This window comes from Xylanibacter muris (assembly GCF_013166605.1).
GTDB classification, from domain to species: Bacteria; Bacteroidota; Bacteroidia; order Bacteroidales; family Bacteroidaceae; genus Prevotella; species Prevotella muris.
In genome coordinates this window covers 18,614-39,428 of the sequence record NZ_JABKKF010000008.1, presented here as the reverse complement: position 1 = coordinate 39,428, position 20,815 = coordinate 18,614, and the positions used below count along the sequence as shown (strand labels likewise).

22 protein-coding genes and 1 pseudogene are annotated in these 20,815 nt (G+C 45.2%); 21 read left to right on the top strand and 2 right to left on the bottom strand.

All coding sequences use genetic code 11. The features are described 5' to 3' along the window. Nucleotides 1-29 precede the first annotated feature (29 nt). On the top strand, nt 30-4,361 hold the full coding sequence (gene rpoC / locus HPS56_RS08945) for a DNA-directed RNA polymerase subunit beta' (protein ID WP_172275808.1): 4,332 nt from the start codon (nt 30-32) through the stop codon (nt 4,359-4,361). Between the two features lie 82 nt (nt 4,362-4,443). Here rpoC and HPS56_RS08940 read toward each other — a convergent pair. Then, nucleotides 4,444-5,346: pseudogene (locus HPS56_RS08940) on the bottom strand (urea transporter); the annotation flags it as partial. A 73-nt stretch (nt 5,347-5,419) separates the two neighbouring features. Beyond that, entirely contained in the window at nt 5,420-7,750 is a 2,331-nt protein-coding gene (locus HPS56_RS08935) for a beta-galactosidase (protein ID WP_172275806.1), read from the bottom strand. Between the two features lie 309 nt (nt 7,751-8,059). Here HPS56_RS08935 and HPS56_RS08930 point away from each other — a divergent pair, with 309 nt between their 5' ends. The 20 genes from HPS56_RS08930 (at nt 8,060) to rpsN (ending at nt 20,796) form a co-directional block, all read left to right on the top strand. Beyond that, complete coding sequence (locus HPS56_RS08930; RefSeq protein WP_172275805.1) at nt 8,060-9,448, top strand: FimB/Mfa2 family fimbrial subunit; 1,389 nt, start codon at nt 8,060-8,062, stop codon at nt 9,446-9,448. A gap of 211 nt (nt 9,449-9,659) precedes the next feature. Beyond that, nucleotides 9,660-9,980 carry a DUF3467 domain-containing protein gene (locus HPS56_RS08925; protein WP_172275804.1) on the top strand — a complete coding sequence of 107 codons (321 nt, stop codon included), beginning with the start codon at nt 9,660-9,662 and terminating at the stop codon, nt 9,978-9,980. A 787-nt stretch (nt 9,981-10,767) separates the two neighbouring features. Then, the gene (gene rpsL, locus HPS56_RS08920; RefSeq protein ID WP_094380547.1) at nt 10,768-11,148 is read left to right on the top strand and encodes a 30S ribosomal protein S12; all 381 of its coding nucleotides are present in this window, start codon (nt 10,768-10,770) and stop codon (nt 11,146-11,148) included. Nucleotides 11,149-11,300: 152 nt separating this feature from the next. Beyond that, nucleotides 11,301-11,777 carry a 30S ribosomal protein S7 gene (gene rpsG, locus HPS56_RS08915; protein WP_172275803.1) on the top strand — a complete coding sequence of 159 codons (477 nt, stop codon included), beginning with the start codon at nt 11,301-11,303 and terminating at the stop codon, nt 11,775-11,777. Between the two features lie 23 nt (nt 11,778-11,800). Further along, nucleotides 11,801-13,918 (top strand): elongation factor G, encoded by a 2,118-nt coding sequence (gene fusA / locus HPS56_RS08910; protein ID WP_172275802.1) that lies wholly within the window; start codon nt 11,801-11,803, stop codon nt 13,916-13,918. Between the two features lie 121 nt (nt 13,919-14,039). Continuing rightward, nucleotides 14,040-14,345, top strand: a complete 306-nt coding sequence (gene rpsJ, locus HPS56_RS08905) for a 30S ribosomal protein S10 (RefSeq protein ID WP_013064715.1) — start codon at nt 14,040-14,042, stop codon at nt 14,343-14,345. A 20-nt stretch (nt 14,346-14,365) separates the two neighbouring features. After that, nucleotides 14,366-14,980, top strand: a complete 615-nt coding sequence (gene rplC, locus HPS56_RS08900; RefSeq protein ID WP_172275801.1) for a 50S ribosomal protein L3 — start codon at nt 14,366-14,368, stop codon at nt 14,978-14,980. Then, complete coding sequence (gene rplD, locus HPS56_RS08895; protein ID WP_172275800.1) at nt 14,980-15,609, top strand: 50S ribosomal protein L4; 630 nt, start codon at nt 14,980-14,982, stop codon at nt 15,607-15,609. Before rplC ends, rplD begins: the two co-directional genes overlap by 1 nt. Before the next feature lie 16 nt (nt 15,610-15,625). After that, the gene (rplW, locus tag HPS56_RS08890) at nt 15,626-15,988 is read left to right on the top strand and encodes a 50S ribosomal protein L23 (protein ID WP_172275799.1); all 363 of its coding nucleotides are present in this window, start codon (nt 15,626-15,628) and stop codon (nt 15,986-15,988) included. Nucleotides 15,989-15,993: 5 nt separating this feature from the next. Further along, entirely contained in the window at nt 15,994-16,818 is an 825-nt protein-coding gene (rplB, locus tag HPS56_RS08885; RefSeq protein WP_172275798.1) for a 50S ribosomal protein L2, read from the top strand. A 21-nt stretch (nt 16,819-16,839) separates the two neighbouring features. Next, entirely contained in the window at nt 16,840-17,106 is a 267-nt protein-coding gene (gene rpsS / locus HPS56_RS08880; RefSeq protein WP_009161014.1) for a 30S ribosomal protein S19, read from the top strand. Between the two features lie 39 nt (nt 17,107-17,145). Next, nucleotides 17,146-17,547 carry a 50S ribosomal protein L22 gene (gene rplV / locus HPS56_RS08875; RefSeq protein WP_172275797.1) on the top strand — a complete coding sequence of 134 codons (402 nt, stop codon included), beginning with the start codon at nt 17,146-17,148 and terminating at the stop codon, nt 17,545-17,547. Nucleotides 17,548-17,555: 8 nt separating this feature from the next. Then, nucleotides 17,556-18,284 carry a 30S ribosomal protein S3 gene (rpsC, locus tag HPS56_RS08870; RefSeq protein WP_172275796.1) on the top strand — a complete coding sequence of 243 codons (729 nt, stop codon included), beginning with the start codon at nt 17,556-17,558 and terminating at the stop codon, nt 18,282-18,284. Between the two features lie 22 nt (nt 18,285-18,306). Beyond that, nucleotides 18,307-18,735 carry a 50S ribosomal protein L16 gene (rplP, locus tag HPS56_RS08865; RefSeq protein WP_021992974.1) on the top strand — a complete coding sequence of 143 codons (429 nt, stop codon included), beginning with the start codon at nt 18,307-18,309 and terminating at the stop codon, nt 18,733-18,735. Nucleotides 18,736-18,738: 3 nt separating this feature from the next. Then, complete coding sequence (gene rpmC, locus HPS56_RS08860) at nt 18,739-18,933, top strand: 50S ribosomal protein L29 (protein WP_172275795.1); 195 nt, start codon at nt 18,739-18,741, stop codon at nt 18,931-18,933. Between the two features lie 11 nt (nt 18,934-18,944). Continuing rightward, nucleotides 18,945-19,202, top strand: a complete 258-nt coding sequence (rpsQ, locus tag HPS56_RS08855; RefSeq protein WP_172275794.1) for a 30S ribosomal protein S17 — start codon at nt 18,945-18,947, stop codon at nt 19,200-19,202. Nucleotides 19,203-19,204: 2 nt separating this feature from the next. After that, complete coding sequence (gene rplN / locus HPS56_RS08850; RefSeq protein ID WP_172275793.1) at nt 19,205-19,570, top strand: 50S ribosomal protein L14; 366 nt, start codon at nt 19,205-19,207, stop codon at nt 19,568-19,570. A gap of 19 nt (nt 19,571-19,589) precedes the next feature. After that, a complete protein-coding gene (gene rplX, locus HPS56_RS08845; RefSeq protein WP_172275792.1) occupies nt 19,590-19,934 on the top strand; it encodes a 50S ribosomal protein L24 in 345 nt (114 codons plus the stop codon). Further along, nucleotides 19,934-20,488 (top strand): 50S ribosomal protein L5, encoded by a 555-nt coding sequence (gene rplE, locus HPS56_RS08840; RefSeq protein ID WP_172275791.1) that lies wholly within the window; start codon nt 19,934-19,936, stop codon nt 20,486-20,488. The genes rplX and rplE overlap by 1 nt, the downstream gene beginning before the upstream one ends. Before the next feature lie 5 nt (nt 20,489-20,493). After that, nucleotides 20,494-20,796 carry a 30S ribosomal protein S14 gene (gene rpsN, locus HPS56_RS08835; protein ID WP_172275790.1) on the top strand — a complete coding sequence of 101 codons (303 nt, stop codon included), beginning with the start codon at nt 20,494-20,496 and terminating at the stop codon, nt 20,794-20,796. Nucleotides 20,797-20,815 lie beyond the last annotated feature (19 nt).

The window sequence follows — 20,815 nt, the reverse complement described above, 5'->3', positions numbered from 1 at the left end:
ACATATATAATATACAATTAAAAGTAAATATGGCTTTCAAGAAAGATACAAAGATAAAGAGTAATTTTACCAAGATTACCATAGGTCTGGCCTCTCCGGAAGAAATATTGGAAAGTTCTTTTGGTGAGGTGACCAAACCGGAAACAATCAATTACCGCACTTATAAGCCGGAACGTGACGGTTTGTTCTGCGAACGCATATTCGGTCCTACAAAAGACTACGAGTGTGCGTGTGGAAAATACAAGCGTATACGTTATAAGGGTATTGTGTGCGACCGGTGCGGTGTGGAAGTGACGGAAAAGAAAGTGCGCCGTGAGCGTACAGGACACATCGAACTTGTTGTTCCTGTGGCTCATATATGGTATTTCCGTTCTTTGCCTAATAAGATAGGATATCTGTTGGGGCTCCCGACCAAGAAGCTTGATGCGATTATCTATTATGAGCGTTATGTGGTAATCCAGCCCGGTATTATGGCAGGCCGTAAAGATGCAGAGGGCAATGATGCCTTGGGCTCGAACATGTACGATTTGCTTTCTGAGGATGAATACAATGACATTATAGAGAACCAGCTTAATAATAATAATGACTATCTTGATGACAGCGACCCTAATAAGTTCATTGCAAAGATGGGTGCGGAGGCTATCAACGAGCTTCTTATCCGTCTTGATTTGGACTCTCTTTCTTATGAGTTGCGTGACCGTGCAAACAGCGATTCTTCCGTACAGCGTAAGAATGAAGCATTGAAGCGTCTTCAGGTTGTCGAGGCATTCCGTGGCAGCAAGGATATAAACCGTCCGGAATGGATGATTTTAAAGATAATACCTGTGATTCCACCGGAATTGCGTCCTTTGGTTCCTCTTGATGGCGGACGTTTTGCAACGTCAGATCTCAATGACCTTTATCGTCGTGTTATCATACGTAACAACCGTCTGAAGAGGCTTATGGAAATCAAGGCTCCTGAAGTGATTCTCCGTAACGAGAAGAGAATGCTGCAAGAAGCTGTGGACAGCCTTTTTGATAATTCCCGTAAGAGCAGTGCCGTAAAGAGCGACAGCAACCGTCCTTTGAAATCTCTTTCTGATTCACTGAAGGGTAAGGCAGGACGTTTCCGTCAGAATCTTCTCGGTAAGCGTGTCGACTATTCTGCCCGTTCCGTGATTGTTGTCGGTCCGGAATTGAAGATGGGTGAGTGTGGTCTGCCTAAACTGATGGCTGCGGAGCTTTACAAACCGTTTATCATACGTAAGCTCATTGAGCGCGGCATTGTCAAGACAGTTAAGAGTGCGAAGAAAATTGTAGACAGGCGAGAGCCTGTTATCTGGGATATTCTTGAGAATGTGATGAAAGGACATCCTGTATTGTTGAACCGTGCTCCTACGCTTCACCGTCTTGGTATTCAGGCATTCCAGCCGAAACTTATAGAGGGTAAGGCAATTCAGCTTCATCCGTTGGCATGTACAGCGTTCAATGCAGACTTTGACGGTGACCAGATGGCCGTCCATCTTCCTTTGAGCAATGAGGCCGTTCTCGAGGCGCAGATATTGATGCTTCAGAGTCATAATATCCTCAATCCTGCTAATGGCGCTCCTATTACTGTGCCTTCTCAGGATATGGTGCTCGGACTCTATTATATTACCAAGATACGTCCGGGAGCTAAGGGAGAGGGGCTTACATTCTATGGTCCGGAAGAGGCTATAATTGCCCATAACGAGGGTAAATGCGATCTGCATGCCTTGGTGAAGGTTCTTGTAAAGGACCTGGATGACAAGGGAAATCTTGTTGACAGGATGGTTGAGACTTCTGTTGGTCGTGTGATAGTCAACGGTATCATTCCTGAAGAAGTCGGATATGTGAATACCGTAATATCCAAGAAGAGTCTGCGTGATATCATTGCGGATGTAATCAAGTCGGTAGGTTTTGCTGAAGCTTGCGAGTTCCTTGACGGTATAAAGAATCTTGGTTATCGCATGGCATATCTTGCAGGACTTTCATTCAACCTCGATGATATCATCATTCCAAAGGCTAAGGAAGATCTTATTGCCAAGGGTAATGAGGAGGTGCGTCAGATCACCGATAACTATAACATGGGATTCATCACCGATACAGAGCGTTACAATCAGGTTATCGATACATGGACTCACGTAAATAATGACCTTGGCAATGTCCTGATGAAAGAGATGACCGAAGCCGACCAGGGATTCAATGCCGTATTTATGATGCTTGATTCCGGTGCCCGTGGTTCTAAGGATCAGATTCGTCAGTTGTCCGGTATGCGTGGACTTATGGCAAAACCGCAGAAAGCCGGTGCCGAGGGTGCGCAGATTATCGAGAACCCGATTCTGTCAAACTTCAAGGAAGGTATGTCTGTGCTTGAGTACTTTATTTCTACTCACGGTGCCCGTAAGGGTCTTGCCGATACCGCCATGAAGACAGCTGACGCCGGTTATCTGACACGTCGTCTTGTGGATGTTTCCCATGATGTCATTATCACGGAAGAAGACTGTGGTACATTGCGTGGTCTTGTATGTACAGCGTTGAAGAACGGTGACGAAGTCATTTCAACGCTTTATGAGCGAATTATCGGACGTGTGTCTGTTCACGATATCGTGCATTCTCAGACAAATGAGCTGATTGTTGCCGCAGGTGAGGAGATTACTGAAACGCTTGCAAAGATAATAGAGGAATCTCCGATTGAAAGTGTGGAAATCCGTTCTGTGCTTACTTGTGAGAGCCGTCATGGGGTATGTATGAAGTGTTACGGGCGTAACCTTGCTACCCGCCGTATGGTTCAGATGGGTGAGGCTGTAGGTGTGATTGCCGCACAGGCTATCGGTGAGCCGGGAACACAGCTTACTCTCCGTACGTTCCATGCCGGTGGTGTGGCGGCCAATGCCGCAGCCAATGCCACTATTGTTGCAAAGAATGACAGTAGGCTGGAATTTGAGGAGCTACGCACAGTGCCGTTTGATGAGGATGGTGTAAAATGTGAGATGGTAGTGAGCCGTCTTGGCGAGGTTCGTTTTGTTGATCCTAATACAGGTATCGTTCTTTCTACGATGAATGTGCCTTACGGTTCCTCGCTTTATCATAAGCAGAATGATATTGTTTCAAAGGGCGATAAGATTGCGCAGTGGGATCCGTTCAATGCCGTTATCGTTACGGAGTATTCTGGTACGCTGAAGTTCAATGATGTAATCGAAGGTACGACATACCGTGCTGAAACTGATGAGACAACAGGTCTTACGGAAAAGATTATCACCGAGTCACGTGATAAGACAAAGGTTCCGACCTGTGACGTTATAAATGCAGACGGAGAAAAAGTAGGAACTTACAGCTTCCCTGTGGGTGGTCACGTTGTCGTTGAGGACGGTCAGAAGGTAAATACCGGTGAGACTCTCGTGAAAATCCCGCGTGCTGTCGGCAAGGCAGGTGACATCACCGGAGGTCTGCCGCGTGTTACTGAACTCTTTGAGGCACGTAATCCTTCCAATCCGGCAGTGGTTTCAGAAATCGACGGTGAGGTGACACTTGGTAAGGTTAAGCGAGGAAACCGTGAGATTGTCGTGACATCCAAGACCGGTGAGCAGCGTAAGTATCTTGTTTCGTTGTCTAAGCAGATTCTTGTTCAGGAGCATGATGCCGTGCGTGCGGGAACTCCGCTGTCGGATGGTGTCATAACTCCGGCCGATATTCTTGCCATCAAGGGTCCGACCGCTGTTCAGGAATATATAGTGAATGAAGTTCAGGACGTTTATCGTCTGCAGGGAGTTAAGATTAATGACAAGCATTTCGAGATTATCGTCCGTCAGATGATGCGTAAGGTTCAGATTAACGATCCGGGTGACACATCGTTCCTTGAGCAGGAGATTGTCGACAAGCTTGACTTTGCTGCGGAGAATGACCGTATTTGGGGCAAGAAGGTTGTTACCGATGCCGGTGATAGCGAGAATCTCAAGCCCGGTCAGATTGTTACCGCACGTAAGTTGCGTGATGAGAATTCAACTCTGAAGCGCCGCGACCTCAAGCTTGTCCAGGTTCGTGATGCGATAGCCGCAACTTCAACCCAGATACTTCAGGGTATCACTCGTGCGGCCCTTCAGACAAAGAGCTTCATGTCTGCTGCGTCATTCCAGGAAACAACCAAGGTGCTTAATGAGGCTGCCATACGTGGAAAGGTTGACAGACTGGAAGGTATGAAGGAGAATGTAATCTGCGGACACCTCATCCCTGCCGGTACCGGTAGGCGTGAGCTGAACCGTCTTATTGTCGGCTCAAAGGAAGAATATGACCGTATTCAGGCCAACCGCAGGAATGTGCTTGACTATGCAGGAGATGCTTCTGAGGTAGTGGTAAATGATTAAGGAAATCTCAATCTTTTTGATTATATATGACAATAAGCCGCAGCCGGTAATAGAGGCTGCGGCTTATTGTGTTTTAAGCGGTTTATGCTTTCTTGCAAGTGTGTCGTGAACATGCGCGGCATATATGTCGTGTGCCAGTAGCAGTCCATGTGCCTATACAGAAAGGCAGTGTCAGCACCGGCAGTCCCATACAGGTAAGTGCTGGAGACAACAACAGTTGTAGTAATGCGGTGAATACAGTTGCTGCAATTACCGCGATGTTCCAATGCCATGCTGCGGATGTGCGGAAAGTGACACCAAGTGCAATGGAGGTCAGTGCAGGTGAGAATCCCCATACTCCCCCGGCTATCTCCTCCCACGGGCATCCTGTGCATAAAGCGGTTGCCATGCCTATGGCTGAGCCTGCCACGGCCCAAAGGGCAGCGCGTCGTTCCGCCACCCACAGGCCCATAAAGAATATACATCCCGCCGGCCATGAGTCGATGAGAAACACCTGTGACAATCCTTTCATTAATCCTTGCAAGGCACTGTAGAAAGTAATGTCCGCACATGTATCCTCAGATGTTCCAGGATGATATAGTGCTGCCGTGTCTGTCGCCTGCGAGAAATACAGTAACGCCCATGTGGCGATGATGAACGGCAAAGTGAGCGATGATATTCCGAATCTCGTGAAGCATCTGTCAAGATATAGCTTGAGTGGCAGTGTGAGAATGGCCGATATTATAAGCAACCCCCATGTCGCTGTGGCGTCGTGGAGAAATGTAAAGGCTGCGCATCCGACTAATATTGCATTGAAGCCGGCAAGGCCTCCGGCAAGCTCTTCTTTCTTGTATGATTGGCTTATAATGGTGGCGCATGCCAATGCGGTCATTGCGCCCGCGAAGACTGCCGGCCGGCCGGTGCCTCCGTATTTGAGACATCCTGCCAGGATTCCGGAAAGAAAGAGGCATCCGGTGGTTCCGGATGCCTGAAACATGACTTGTGCAGCACCTCGGCTGCATTATGTGATAAAGCCGGCTATATTGTTTATGTTCATGAAACAGTAGGCCTTCACATTATTAATATACATATATGCGGTAATCCTTGGTGCCGGCCGGTGCTCCTTGTTCTGCGCGTGGCAGATATTCTATTCCTGTCAGCTCGCATTCCGCTCCGAGGTCTATTACAATCACATGAGGGAATTTTGACGACGGAGCAGTGCTCCAATATGTGGATTCCTGTAAGTCGTACACCTTGTCTGCCGTATGGTTGCCTCCTTTTGCGTCATCACTGTCAGTGTATGCCGATGTCCACGCCTCGCGGCTCATCCGCTTCGACTTGTTGTCCACGGCGTACAGTTCGGCAATGGCCGCTATGTTGCCGCCGTCATGCGCGTTTAGGCATTCTATGGCCAGATAACATCCTTTGGCTGTGGGGAAACTTACTTTCTGCCATCCGTTACCGTTGCTGAAAGAACCTTTGGCTACCGGTTTCATCGACTTCAGGTCCGGAGCATTCCTTTTCTTCTTCTCTGTCGGTTTGTTCAGCTTGTTCAGTTCAGGTCTGTCCTGTGCGTGGCATTCGGCCTCTGCCGGTCCTTCGATGTCGAGCACCACAAGCTCGTTCCTGCCTTTTTTAAGCCAGCATCCGGGAATATACAGGGTCTGTTGCGGGCCGATGCTCCAGAACCGTCCTAAGGCATGGCCGTTTATATAGGCTTGTCCTTTGCCCCATTTCTCCATGTTGAGGAATGTGTCTCCGGTCTTTTTCAGGTTGAAGAAGCCTCTGTAGTATCCTGAGTTTGCCTTGATCCTGTTATTTTTGTTCTTTTGGCCTAATGCCTTTATCGCAGTTGCATAGTCGTCGGGAACAGTGCTTATCGTCCAGTCTTTAAGGTTCCATGTCACTTCATCACCGTCAACCTCAGACGCCATTGTCACATTCCCTGTTATGCCTTTATAGTCTTTTATTGCCCGTCCGAAGTTTATCCGGCCCATGCCTTCCAGTACTATTGTCAGAATGTCGCCCTTGTTTGTCCGTGGCAGAGTTATCGAACTTTCTTTCCTTACCCGATTGATTTTTCCGGTATATTTGCCGTTTATATATATCAGGGCGTAGTCATGGCATTCGTTCAGTGTGAGGATGCTGCCGCCTTTGGTCTGTGGCAGTTCAGTGGAATATATCATCGTTCCCCATCCCATATCCATGTCCTCGAAAGTCTTGACATTTCTGCTTCTGACGGTGTTGTCCGCTCCGTATACGAGCGGTGCATACTCTGTAAGTGAAAATTTGGGTATGGTTATTATTCCTGTCACCGGTTTCGGGACACTGGGGAGCTTTTTCCCGTCGTTGTATTTGGCAAGTGTGTTTCTAAGCTCATAGTATTTTTCTGTGGCGTGCCCGTACTCGTTTATGGGAGCGTCGTAGTCGTATGATGTGACGTCCGGTGCAAATCCGGGTGAGTTGGCTCCGGCCCAGTGGCCGAACGATGTGCCTCCGTGTGTCATGTATAATGAGAAGGAAATGCCTTTGCTCAACATCTGGTCTATACCATCTACCATTGCCTTTGCAGGACGTGTCTCATGTTGTGCGCCCCATTTGTCGAACCATCCGCTCCAGAATTCTGAGCACATTTGCGGAGATGTGGGCCTCAGCTCTCCAAGGCGTTTGAACTGTTCGTCGATGTTTGCTCCGGTGCCGAAGTTCATGGTCCATATAAGGTCTTCAAGCCCGTTCTTTGTGAAGTTGCTTGCCCAGTCGCATTGGAACAGGGCCACTTTGTCGAATCCGGAGGCTTTTACGATGTCGCGTATCTCCCCTACGTATGCCTTGTCTTCGCCATACGAGCCGTATTCGTTCTCAACCTGCACCATTATGATAGGTCCTCCGTTCTGTATCGTCAGTGGTGCGAGCTGCTCTCCTACTTTCTGTTCGAATATTCTGACCCGTTCCATGAAGTAGGGGTCCTGTTCGCGCAGCCTGATGTCTTTTTTCTTCAGCAGCCACCATGGCAGTCCGCCCATTTCCCATTCTGCACATACGTATGGGCCGGGGCGTACGATCACATACATCCCGTTTTTCTGTGCGAGTCGGCAGAATGCGGCCACGTCGTTGTTGCCGGTGAAATCAAACCGGCCTTCTGTCTGTTCGTGTATGTTCCAGAAGACATACAGACAGATTGTATTCATGCCGAGAGCCTTGCACATCTTTATGCGATGCTCCCAATACGGGCGTGGAATGCGCGGATAGTGCAGTTCCGCTGCTTTTACGATAAAAGGTTCACCATTCAACAGGAATGTTTTGTCGCCCACGGTAAAGTCACCGGTCTTGTCTGCCGCAGACGTGTTTAAGGGAAAAAGCGACAGCATTGACAACATGGTGAATGTCTTGATTGAGTCAGATAAATTCATAATACTTGTTGCTGTATTTAATTTATTATTGTTTAGGTAATTATATATGTTGCAAAGATAGGAAAAAATCTGTAAGATTTCATAAGTACGGTATGACGAAAATGCTTTTCTTTATGAAATTCATGTAAAATGCTTATTATTCATAAGGAATGGCGGTGGTTTTTGTGGTATGTTATTGGAAATGTATAAATAAAAGTCAATAAAATTTTGCAGTTTATTGTAAAATCATTATATTTGTTGCCAATAACATCCTACTTTACTTTTAGTCAATGTTATGATCAATATAGTATTAACTTAATAATAATAGTCATGTTAAAATTCCAATTAAAAGTTTTAGTTGTCCTGCTTGCAGCTTTTTCTGTCCTGTCATGTAGTAAGGATGTGATGTATGATGATGAAACCGTGAACCAGCCAGGGACCTCTGTAGGGCCTTCTTCAGGAAACGGGGTGGCAAAACTTGTTGTCCGCACACGTACCTCTACTGAAGAAACGTCTGACAGTAAAGTGAGCTATCCTGTGAATATATACGTTTTTGACGCTAATGAAAGATGCGTGGCCATGAATGTAATCTCTGCAGGAGAGACATCTCTGACAATGGAGTTGTTGGAGGGCGACTATACTGTATGTGCCGTTGCGGGAGCGAATGGTGATACATATTCATTGCCGTCACAGACAGAAGCGGCACTCACGTCCGTGGTTTCTCTTGCTGATGGAAAGCAGCATTCTGATATTATGACGGCAAAAAACAGCATATCACTTGTCGATGGCGGAACCCACACTCTCACATTGGCCTTACAGCGTAAGGTTTTTGAGCTTCAGAATGTTAAGATTACAAAGGTCCCGACAAATATCAAGACTGTTTCAGTCAGCATAGCGCCGTTATATAAGAATGTATGCATTGACGGAGATTATGCGGATGGTGCGGGTTCATACACATTAGAGCTTACAAAAGGTGAGGAAAGGACATACGCAAGTTCCAAAACAGTTTATCTTATGGCTTCGGCCGGGCCCGTCACCATCACGGTGAATCTCACGAACAGCGCTGGAACAAAGAGCTACTCTTATACAAGCAGCGAGAAGTTTGAACCTAATTATAAACTGCGTATAACCGGAACTTATACATCAAAAGTCGGAGTTACTCTTAATGGAGTGCTGGAGGGCACGGCATGGGCAGGGGAGAAGGATATAAACTTCAGCTTTGATGAAAACGGCAGCACACCGGGAACTGTTGACCCTGGAGACAATACCGGAGGAGAAGATGTGGAAGGTGACGTTCCGGCTGTCGGAACACTATATAAGGGATGTTACGTCTTGAAGTCTGTCAGCAATGCGGACAAATCCGTTTCGGTGACACTTCTTTCACCTAAAAACATAACCGGTATCGTCCAAAAAGGAGATGCGGAAACTGTTGTCGAGAAAGCTGTGGCGACAGCATTGTCCGGTATCGCTACTGACGGAATAAAAGGATGGCGACTGCCGGATACGGATGAGTTGTTGCTTTTGTTCTCCTGTTATTCTGATTATAACAATGTTATATCCGGCAGTTCCGGTTATGATAGGTTTATATATGCCAATTTCTTCTTTTATAGAAATGCAGAAGGAGTTATATCCTCGCGTTCCGGTAGTGTGCAGAACAGGGATGTCACCGTGGACGCCAAGACTGTGCTGCGTGCCGTGACAACACTTACATTCCGGTAGGCGGATACTATAAATCCATCGTGTCTGATGTGCGGTTCATATTGGAAAGATAACCGAAAATATCTTTTCTTTGTTTTGTACAGTCAGATTTATTACGTAATTTTGCATATTGAAAACATTTACACTGCATGTACATATTATACTGTTATTGCCAACTGTTTGATATTGTCATTGCAGCTTTTTTAAAAGAACCTATTTTAATAAACAGATTATGAACGAAAACGAGAACAATCAGCAGGGGCAGTTCCAGATAGAACTGCCGCAGGACAGGGCACAAGGTGAATATGCGAACTTTGCCATCATAACACATTCGAGCAGCGATTTCGTGCTTGATTTCGCGCGCGTCCTTCCGGGAGTGCCCAAAGCACAGGTAAGGAGCCGTGTTATATTGGCTCCGGAACATGCGAAGCGTCTGCTCATGGCCCTTCAGGAGAATATAGTGCGGTATGAGAAAGAATTCGGGCAGATAAGAATTCCTAATCAGGAACCGCGTACTATCGCTCCTTTCAATGTAGGTAAAGGAGAGGCATAGATATAATTTGTGAATAAAAGATTAGTGCTTGTCGGAAGCTCACGTGTGTGGCGTGGCTTTCGGCAAGTTTTTTATTTGTTTATGTGGAAGTGTTGATTTATTGAAAAACCTACGGTTTATGTGAAATTTTGAAATCTATTTACATTTTTTTGTGGATGTAAAATTCTCTTCCGATGAGTGGCATGTTCATGCTCAATGAATGGCATGTTCATTGCCCGTGAATGGCCTATTCATCAGGCATGAACAGGCCATCCGTTTTTGGTATATTTTTATTGGTGGCTAACACCTTGTTTATCAGTGAGTTGCAAGTCTTGGAAAATTTATGGGAAAGAATAAAATCGTTTTATGAATTTTTATTACATATTGACGGGCTTATGCCTTAGGGGAATACTTTTCGGACTTCGTGTGCTCTTAATTATAGGCATTGCATTGCGCGTGGCAGGCTTTCGTTGCCGTTTGGTTTGATGGATATGTATAGCCGGGCTGGAGGAATCCGCTACGGCAAATGCCGGATGTCTTTTCCCGTTGCAGGCCGCTATGCGTTGTTGTATACCACAAAAAATCTCTTGTTTGGTATGGAATTATTATGTTATCTTAGAATGTGTTGTGTTAAAAAAGACTTTATTGTGTTAAAACATAGTGCTTGTGCGCGGTTCTATATAAAATGTGTTGTGTCATTTCGCGGATTTTTTGTACCTTTGCACGCCAAATATGGGTGCTTTGCGCCTATATGTCATTTAATGCTGAAAATATACAAAATATATAATAATTAAAAATAAACAAAACAATGCCTACAATTCAACAATTGGTAAGAAAAGGTAGAAAGGTGCTTGTGGATAAGAGCAAGTCTCCGGCTTTGGATTCATGTCCTCAGCGTCGTGGTGTATGTGTTCGTGTATACACTACAACTCCTAAGAAACCTAATTCGGCAATGCGTAAGGTTGCCCGTGTCCGTTTGACAAACCAGAAAGAAGTAAACTCCTACATTCCGGGAGAGGGACACAACTTGCAGGAACACTCAATAGTTTTGGTTCGTGGCGGTCGTGTTAAGGACCTTCCCGGTGTACGCTATCACATTGTACGCGGTACGCTTGATACTGCCGGTGTCGCAAACCGCACACAGCGCCGTTCAAAATACGGAGCAAAACGTCCTAAGGCTAAGAAATAAATAACCGGAGAGGGTTAAAATTTAGGATTTTTATATTTAACTAAGAATAAAGTTTTGCTGGAGAATTGTTAATTAAGGTTGAGTAAACCCCGAGAGAGGGTGTTGAAGACAGAAGAAACAACCCCAAGCAGAATAAAATCATTAAAAACAAAATGAGAAAAGCAAAACCAAAGAAGCGCGTGGTTCTTCCTGATCCCGTGTTTGGCGACCAGAAGGTCTCAAAGTTCGTAAATCATCTTATGTATGATGGTAAGAAGAATATTTCTTATGAAATTTTCTACAAGGCTCTTGATGTTGTTAAGGCAAAAATGAGTAATGAAGAGAAATCGTCTCTTGAGATATGGAAGACAGCTCTTGATAACATTACTCCTTTGGTTGAGGTGAAGAGCCGCCGTATCGGTGGCGCCACATTCCAGGTGCCGACAGAAATCCGTCCTGACCGTAAGGAAAGTATTTCTATGAAGAATATGATCGCATTCGCCCGTAAACGTAGCGGAAAGACTATGTCTGATAAGCTTGCTGCAGAGATTATGGATGCTTTCAATAATCAGGGAGGTGCTTATAAGCGTAAGGAAGACATGCATCGTATGGCGGAGGCCAATCGTGCATTTGCTCATTTCAGATTCTAATAATTTAAAAATAAGAAAAGAAAATGGCAAACCGCGATTTACATTTGACCCGCAATATCGGTATTATGGCTCATATCGATGCCGGTAAGACCACAACTTCAGAGCGTATTCTGTTCTATACAGGTAAGACTCATAAGATTGGTGAGGTGCACGATGGAGCTGCGACGATGGACTGGATGGCTCAGGAACAGGAGCGTGGTATAACAATCACTTCTGCTGCTACCACCTGTAACTGGAATTGGAACAATAAGAATTTCAAGATAAATTTGATTGACACTCCGGGACACGTGGATTTCACTGCGGAGGTGGAGCGTTCATTGCGCGTTCTTGACGGTGCAGTGGCAACATACTCTGCCGCAGATGGCGTTCAGCCGCAGTCTGAGACTGTATGGCGTCAGGCAGACAAATATAATGTGCCGCGTATCGGCTATGTCAACAAGATGGACCGTTCAGGTGCAGACTTCTTTGAGACGGTACAGCAGATGAAGGATATCCTCGGTGCCAATCCGGTGGTGCTTCAGGTTCCTATCGGTGCGGAGGAGAACTTCAAAGGTGTCGTTGACCTGATAAAGATGAAGGCTATCCTGTGGCATGATGAGACAATGGGTGCGGAATACTCTATGGAGGAAATTCCTGCAGACATGAAGGACGAGTGCGATGAGTGGCGCGGAAAGCTTCTTGAAGCGGCTGCAGAGTATGACGAGGCTATTATGGAGAAGTATTTCGATGATCCTGAGTCTATCACAGAGGAGGAGATTATCGCAGCTATCCGCAAAGGTACCGTTGCAATGGAATGCACTCCGATGATTTGCGGTTCTTCTTATAAGAATAAAGGTGTTCAGCCTTTGCTCGACAGCGTTTGTGCCTTCCTGCCTTCTCCTTTGGATACAGAGGCAGTGATAGGAACAAATCCTGATACAGATGAGGAAGAAAGCCGTAAACCGTCAGAAGACGCTCCTACGTCTGCTCTTGCATTCAAGATTGCTACAGACCCGTATATGGGACGTCTCGTGTTCTTCCGTGTGTATTCAGGTAAGGTTCAGGCCGGTTCTTATGTCTTCAACACCCGTTCAGGCAAGAAGGAGCGTATCAGCCGTCTGTTCCAGATGAACTCAAACAAGGAGATTCCTATGGAGTCTATCGATGCAGGAGATATCGGTGCAGGTGTAGGTTTCAAGGATATCCGTACCGGTGACACTCTTTGCGATGAGGCTAATCCTATTGTACTTGAGTCGATGTCATTCCCTGATACTGTGATTTCAATCGCAGTAGAGCCGAAGAGCCAGGCTGATATCGCCAAGCTTGACAACGGACTTGCAAAGCTGGCAGAAGAGGACCCAACCTTTACTGTACGTACAGACGAGCAGAGTGGCCAGACAATTATCTCCGGTATGGGTGAGCTTCATCTTGATATCATCATCGACCGTCTGAAGAGAGAGTTCAAGGTTGAGTGTAACCAGGGCAAACCTCAGGTTAACTATAAAGAGGCAATCACCAAGACCGTCAATCTGCGTGAGGTTTACAAGAAGCAGAGCGGTGGACGCGGTAAGTTCGCTGATATCATTGTTAACATAGGTCCGGTTGACGAGGACTTTAAGGAAGGCGGCCTTCAGTTCGTTAACGAGGTTAAGGGCGGTAACGTGCCTAAGGAATTCATTCCTTCAGTTCAGAAAGGTTTCGAGAACGCGATGAAGAACGGTATCCTTGGCGGTTATCCTATGGACAGCTTGAAAGTCGTTCTCCAGGACGGTTCTTTCCACCCGGTAGACTCTGACCAGTTGTCATTCGAGCTCGCTGCCTTGAACGCTTACAAGAACGGTTGCCAGAAGGCTGCGCCTGTATTGATGGAGCCGATAATGAAACTCGAGGTTATCACACCTGAGGAGAACATGGGTGACGTAATCGGTGACTTGAACAAGCGTAGAGGTCAGGTGGAAGGAATGGAAGAGGCTCGTAGCGGTGCACGCGTCGTTAAGGCCAAAGTTCCATTGTCAGAGATGTTCGGTTATGTGACCGCTCTCCGTACCATCACTTCCGGCCGTGCTACAAGTTCTATGGAATACGATCATCACGCACCTCTGTCAAGCTCTATAGCCAAGGCTGTGCTTGAGGAAGTAAAAGGTCGTGCCGATCTTGTATAATATTGACATCGGAAGATAAATATATAGGGGGTTGAGGCGCTGTTTAGCGAATGACTCTTAAACAGCGTACCTCTTTCCCTTTTAAACAGTATTAATAATAATAGTTTTAATTAATAAAGACATGAGTCAGAAAATCAGAATCAAGCTGAAGTCATACGACCACAAACTCGTTGATAAGTCAGCGGAAAAGATTGTTAAGGCAGTAAAAGCTACAGGTGCAATCATCAGTGGTCCTATTCCATTGCCAACACACAAGCGTATCTATACAGTAAACCGCAGTACTTTCGTAAACAAGAAGGCACGTGAGCAGTTCCAGCTCTCGGATTACAAGCGTCTTATCGATATCTATAGCTCTACAGCAAAGACTGTAGACGCGTTGATGAAGTTGGAATTGCCCAGTGGCGTTGAAGTGGAAATCAAAGTATAGTTTTATTAATATTAATTGAAATGCCAGGATTAATTGGAAGAAAAATCGGAATGACATCCGTGTTCAGTGCCGACGGCAAGAATGTGGCGTGCACTGTTATCGAAGCTGGTCCTTGTGTTGTAACACAGGTAAAAACCGTAGAGAAAGACGGTTATAAGGCTGTTCAGTTAGCTTTCGGAGAGGCAAAGGAGAAGAATACTTCTAAGCCTATGATGGGAACTTTCAAGAAGGCCGGTACAACACCAAAGAGCCACTTGGCCGAGTTCAAGTTTGATGAGGAGTATAACCTCGGTGACACAATCACCGTAGATCTCTTCGAAGGTGTAGAGTTTGTTGACGTAGTAGGCACATCTAAGGGTAAGGGCTTCCAGGGTGTTATGAAGCGTCACGGTTTTGGTGGTGTAGGCCAGAGCACTCACGGTCAGGACGACCGCGCACGTAAGCCGGGTTCTATCGGTGCATGTTCTTATCCCGCAAAGGTGTTCAAGGGAATGCGCATGGGTGGCCACATGGGTTGCGACAGAGTTACAACTCAGAACCTGAGAGTATTAAAGGTAATACCAGAGCACAATCTTATCCTTGTTAAGGGTAGTGTTGCTGGTTACAATGGTTCAACCGTATTAATTAGCAAATAATGGAAATTAGCGTATTAAATATCAATGGCCAGGAGACCGGTAGAAAGGTTACGTTAAACGAATCTGTATTCGGTATTGAACCTAATGACCATGTTCTTTACCTGGATGTAAAGCAGTATCTCGCAAATCAGCGTCAGGGTACACACAAGTCAAAGGAGAGAAGCGAGGTATCCGGATCAACCCGCAAGCTTGGTCGCCAGAAAGGCGGTGGCGGTGCACGCCGTGGTGATATCAACTCGCCTGTTCTTGTCGGTGGTGGACGCGTTTTCGGTCCGAAACCACGTGACTACCGCTTTAAGTTGAATAAAAAAGTAAAAGTTCTTGCTCGTAAGAGTGCCTTGTCATATAAGGCATTGGAGAGCGCGATTGTTGTTGTTGAAGACTTTGATATCGAGGTTCCGAAAACAAAAGATTTTGTAAATATTGCTAAAAATCTTAAAGTAGACAATAAAAAGGCACTCTATCTTTTGCCGGAAATAAAGAAAAATGTATATTTGTCAGCTCGCAACTTGCAGCGTACGGAAGTAATGTTGGCATCATCGCTCAATGCGTATAAAGTTTTGAATGCGGATGTCCTCGTAATTACGGAAAACTCGCTTAAGTCAATCGATGAAATCTTAAACAAATAAAGGAGACAAAAGAGATATGGCATTTATTATAAAACCATTGGTCACTGAGAAGATGACCAAGATAACAGACAAGTCTTCTGTTGACAGAACTTATACTCCTAAAACAGGTAAGAATATTGGTAAGGAGGTGACGAAAAAAGCTACACCTAAATATGGTTTCATCGTCCGCCCTGAAGCTAATAAGCTTGAGATTAAGAAAGAAGTCGAAAGCCTGTACAATGTTACGGTTGTTGAAGTGAATACAATGCGTTATGCAGGAAAGCGTTCTGCACGCTATACAAAGGCCGGTCTTATAAAAGGACAGAAAAACGCATACAAGAAGGCAGTTGTTACTCTTAAAGAGGGTGATACTATTGATTTTTATAGCAATATACAATAATAGAAATGGCAGTACGTAAATTTAAGCCGGTAACCCCCGGCCAAAGACACAAGATTATTGGCACGTTCGAGGAAATTACTGCATCCGTGCCAGAGAAGTCTCTCGTTTACGGTAAACGTTCTACCGGTGGTCGAAACAACACCGGTAAAATGACTGTCCGCTACATGGGCGGCGGCCATAAGAGAAAATACCGTATGATTGATTTTAAACGGGAGAAAGATGGTGTTCCAGCTGTAGTAAAGACAATTGAGTATGATCCTAACCGCTCTGCTCGTATTGCTCTTCTTTTCTACGCTGACGGTGAAAAACGTTATATTATTGCTCCTAATGGACTGCAGGTCGGTGCGACCGTAATGTCTGGAGTGGAGGCGGTGCCTGAGATTGGTAATACTCTTCCGCTTGCAAACATTCCTGTAGGTACGGTAATTCATAACATAGAATTACGTCCGGGACAGGGTGCCCTGCTTGTTCGTTCGGCTGGCAATTTTGCTCAGTTAACTTCCCGTGAAGGAAACTACTGTGTTATCAAGCTTCCTTCAGGTGAGACACGTAAGATTCTTAGTGCTTGTAAGGCAACTATTGGTAGTGTAGGAAACTCTGATCATGCTCTTGAGCAGTCTGGAAAGGCCGGACGTTCACGTTGGCTCGGCCGTCGTCCTCATAACCGTGGTGTTGTTATGAACCCTGTTGATCACCCGATGGGTGGTGGTGAAGGACGCCAGTCCGGAGGCCATCCGCGTTCACGTAAGGGATTGTATGCTAAGGGTCTCAAGACACGTGCACCGAAGAAGCTTTCAAATAAGTATATCATCGAAAGAGCAAGTAAGTAATCAAGTTAACTAAGTGAAATTATGAGTCGTTCATTAAAAAAAGGTCCGTATATTAACGTATCGCTCGAGAAAAAGATACTCGCTATGAATGAGAGTGGCAAAAAGAGTGTGGTTAAGACTTGGGCCAGAGCTTCAATGATATCCCCGGATTTTGTGGGACATACAGTTGCAGTTCATAACGGAAATAAATTTATCCCTGTTTACATTACCGAGAACATGGTAGGTCACAAGCTTGGTGAATTCTCACCGACTCGCCGCTTTGGTGGTCACTCAGGTAACAGAAAGTAGAAACAGGTTATCCACCAAGAAATAAAAAGAAAATAAATAATGGGAGCAAGAAAACATATTAAGGCTGAAGAAAGAAAGGCAGCCCTTAAAACACAGTATTTTGCTAAGCTAAAAGGCGTTCCTTCTTCCCCCCGCAAGATGCGTTATGTTGTGGATATGGTCCGTGGCATGGAGGTGAATAGGGCTCTTGGTATACTCAGATTCTCAAAGAAGGCAGCCGCAGCGGATGTAGAAAAGCTGCTTCGTTCCGCAATTGCGAACTGGGAGGCCAAAAACGAACGTAAGGCAGATGAGGGAGAACTTTACATCACAAGGATTTTTGTAGATGAAGGTGTTACTTTGAAGCGAATGAGACCTGCACCACAGGGACGTGGATATAGAATCCGCAAGCGTTCTAATCACGTTACTCTGTTTGTTGATGCTAAAACTAATGACAAATAAATAGTAGAATGGGACAGAAAGTTAATCCGATAAGCAACCGCTTAGGTATCGTCAGAGGTTGGGATTCAAATTGGTTTGGAGGCAAGAACTTCGGAGACAATCTTGTTGAGGATTTGAAAATCCGTAAGTATCTTAATGCACGCTTGGCTAAGGCCAGTGTTTCAAGAATTGTCATCGAACGTACTTTGAAGCTGGTGACCATTACTATTTGCACAGCTCGCCCGGGTCTTGTTATTGGTAAAGGTGGTCAGGATGTAGATAAGCTTAAAGAAGAACTGAAGAAACTTTATGACAAGGAGATTCAGATTAATATCTTTGAGGTTAAGAAACCTGAATTGGATGCAAATATTGTAGCAAACAACATCGCACGTCAGGTGGAAGGCAAGATCGCTTACCGCCGCGCCATAAAAATGGCGATTGCAAACACAATGCGTGCCGGTGCTGAGGGAATTAAAATTCAAATTACGGGTCGTCTGAATGGTGCTGAAATGGCACGTAAGGAAATGTATAAGGAAGGACGTACACCTTTGCATACATTCCGTGCAGATATAGACTTCTGCCAGGCTGAGGCACTTACAAAGGTAGGTCTTCTCGGTATTAAGGTTTGGATCTGCCGTGGTGAGATATTCGGAAAGAAAGACCTTACTCCTAACTTCACACAGGAGAAGAACAACGGTCGCTCTAACGGTGGTAACAATGGTGGCAGAAAGTTCCGTAATAACAGGAAGAATAAATAAACGTAAAAAGTAAGAAGCTATCATGTTACAACCTAAGAGAGTAAAATATAGAAGACCTCAAGATGGACGTGGCAATAAGGGCAACGCTCACAGAGGTACACAATTGGCTTTCGGTTCTTTTGGCATCAAGACTCTTGAGGCAAAATGGATTGACAGCCGTCAGATAGAAGCAGCACGTGTCGCTGTGAACAGATATATGCAGCGTGAAGGTCAGGTTTGGATTAGAATATTTCCGGATAAGCCAATAACACGTAAGCCTGCGGATGTTCGTATGGGTAAAGGAAAGGGAGACCCTGCAGGATGGGTGGCTCCCGTTACTCCGGGCCGTATCCTCTTTGAAGTAGAGGGCGTTTCATTTGATGTCGCAAAAGAGGCTCTTCGACTTGCGGCACAGAAACTGCCTGTGAAGACAAAGTTTGTTGTTAGACGTGATTACGATAAAAACGCTTAATTTATGAAGACAAAAGAAATAAGAGAAATCGAGACTAAGGATTTGGCTGAAAAAATAAGCGCAGAGGAGCAGAAGCTTCACCAGATGAAGTTGAATCATGCTATTGCCCCTCTTCAGAATCCATCAGAGATAAAGATGGTGCGTCGTGATATTGCACGTATGAAGACAGAACTCCGTCAAAGAGAACTTAACAAATAATAATGGGCCAGATGGAAACAAGAAATTTAAGAAAGACAAGGCAGGGTGTTGTTATAAGCGACAAGATGGATAAGACCATTGTTATTGCAGCTAAGTTCAAGGAGAAGCACCCGATTTATGGAAAATTTGTTCAGAAGACAAAGAAGTTCCATGCGCATGATGAGAAGAATGAGGCCAACATCGGTGATACTGTCCTCATCATGGAGACACGTCCTTTGAGTAAGACAAAGAGATGGAGATTAGTTCAAATCGTAGAAAAAGCTAAGTAATTATGGTACAGACAGAATCAAGACTTACAGTATGTGATAACAGCGGTGCGCGTGAGGCTCTTTGCATCCGTGTGCTTGGCGGAACACGCCGTCGTTATGCAAGCGTCGGTGATGTGATTGTTGTTGCAGTTAAGAACGTTATACCATCAAGCGATCTCAAGAAAGGTGCGGTATCAAAGGCTTTGGTTGTTCGTGTAAAAAAAGAAATACGTCGCCCCGATGGCTCATACATTCGGTTTGATGACAATGCTTGTGTGTTGCTGAACAATGCCGGTGAACTTCGTGGTAGCCGTATTTTCGGTCCTGTCGCCCGTGAGTTGCGTGCAGTGAACATGAAAGTGGTTTCTTTGGCACCTGAGGTCCTTTAATTTTAATCAAGTGACAAGAATGAGTAAGTTAAAAATAAAGAAAAACGATATGGTACTTGTTATTGCCGGAAACAGCAAGGACAGAAAGTCAAATGGCAAGTATCCTGCACCCCATAAGGTGCTTAAGGTGCTCGTTGATGAGCAGCGTGCTATCGTAGAAGGTGTTAATATGGTATCAAAGAGTACCAAGCCTTCAGCAAAGAATCCTCAGGGAGGTATCGTAAAACAGGAAGCTCCGATACATATTTCAAATTTGAGCTTGGTAGATCCCAAAACAGGTGAGCCGACACGTATCGCAGTTAAGAGAACTGATGATGGAAAGAAGGTTCGTATAGCAAAAAAATCAGGGGAGGAGATAAAGTAATGAATACAGCACAACTAAAGAAAACTTATGCGGAGCAAATCGTTCCGGCATTGGAAAAGCAGTTTAACTATAGTTCGCGAATGCAGGTTCCTGTCCTGAAAAAGATTGTTATCAATCAGGGATTGGGTGACGCAACTCAAGATAAGAAGATTATTGAACTGGCCATCAATGAAATTTCCGCTATTACAGGTCAGAAGGCTGTGGCAACTTTCTCCAAGAAGGATATCGCGAATTTCAAGCTTCGTAAGAAGATGCCGATTGGAGTTATGGTTACACTTCGTCGTGAGCGTATGTATGAGTTTCTTGAGAAACTTGTACGTATCGCACTTCCTCGTATACGTGACTTTAAGGGTATAGAGAGCAAGTTTGACGGACGCGGAAATTACACTCTTGGTGTTCAGGAACAGATAATCTTCCCTGAGATTAATATCGACTCGGTAGATCGTATACAGGGTATGAATATTACTTTTGTTACTACTGCTAAGACAGACGAAGAGGGCTTTGCTCTTTTGAAAGCATTCGGTCTTCCTTTTAAAAACGCTAAAAACGATTAATAGATATGGCAAAGGAATCAATGAAGGCCCGCGAAGTTAAGCGTGCAAAGCTTGTAGCCCGTTACGCAGAGAAACGCGCGGCATTGAAAAAGATTATAGCAACAGCAGAGGATCCTTCTGAAGCATACGAGGCTGCTCGTAAGCTTCAGAGTATTCCGAAGAATGCTAATCCAATACGTCTTCATAACCGTTGTAAAATCACAGGCCGTCCAAAAGGCTACATGAGGCAGTTCGGACTTTCGCGTATACAGTTCCGTGAGATGGCTTCAAGTGGTTTGATACCGGGAGTGAAGAAGGCATCTTGGTAATCCATTCAGAGAAGATACT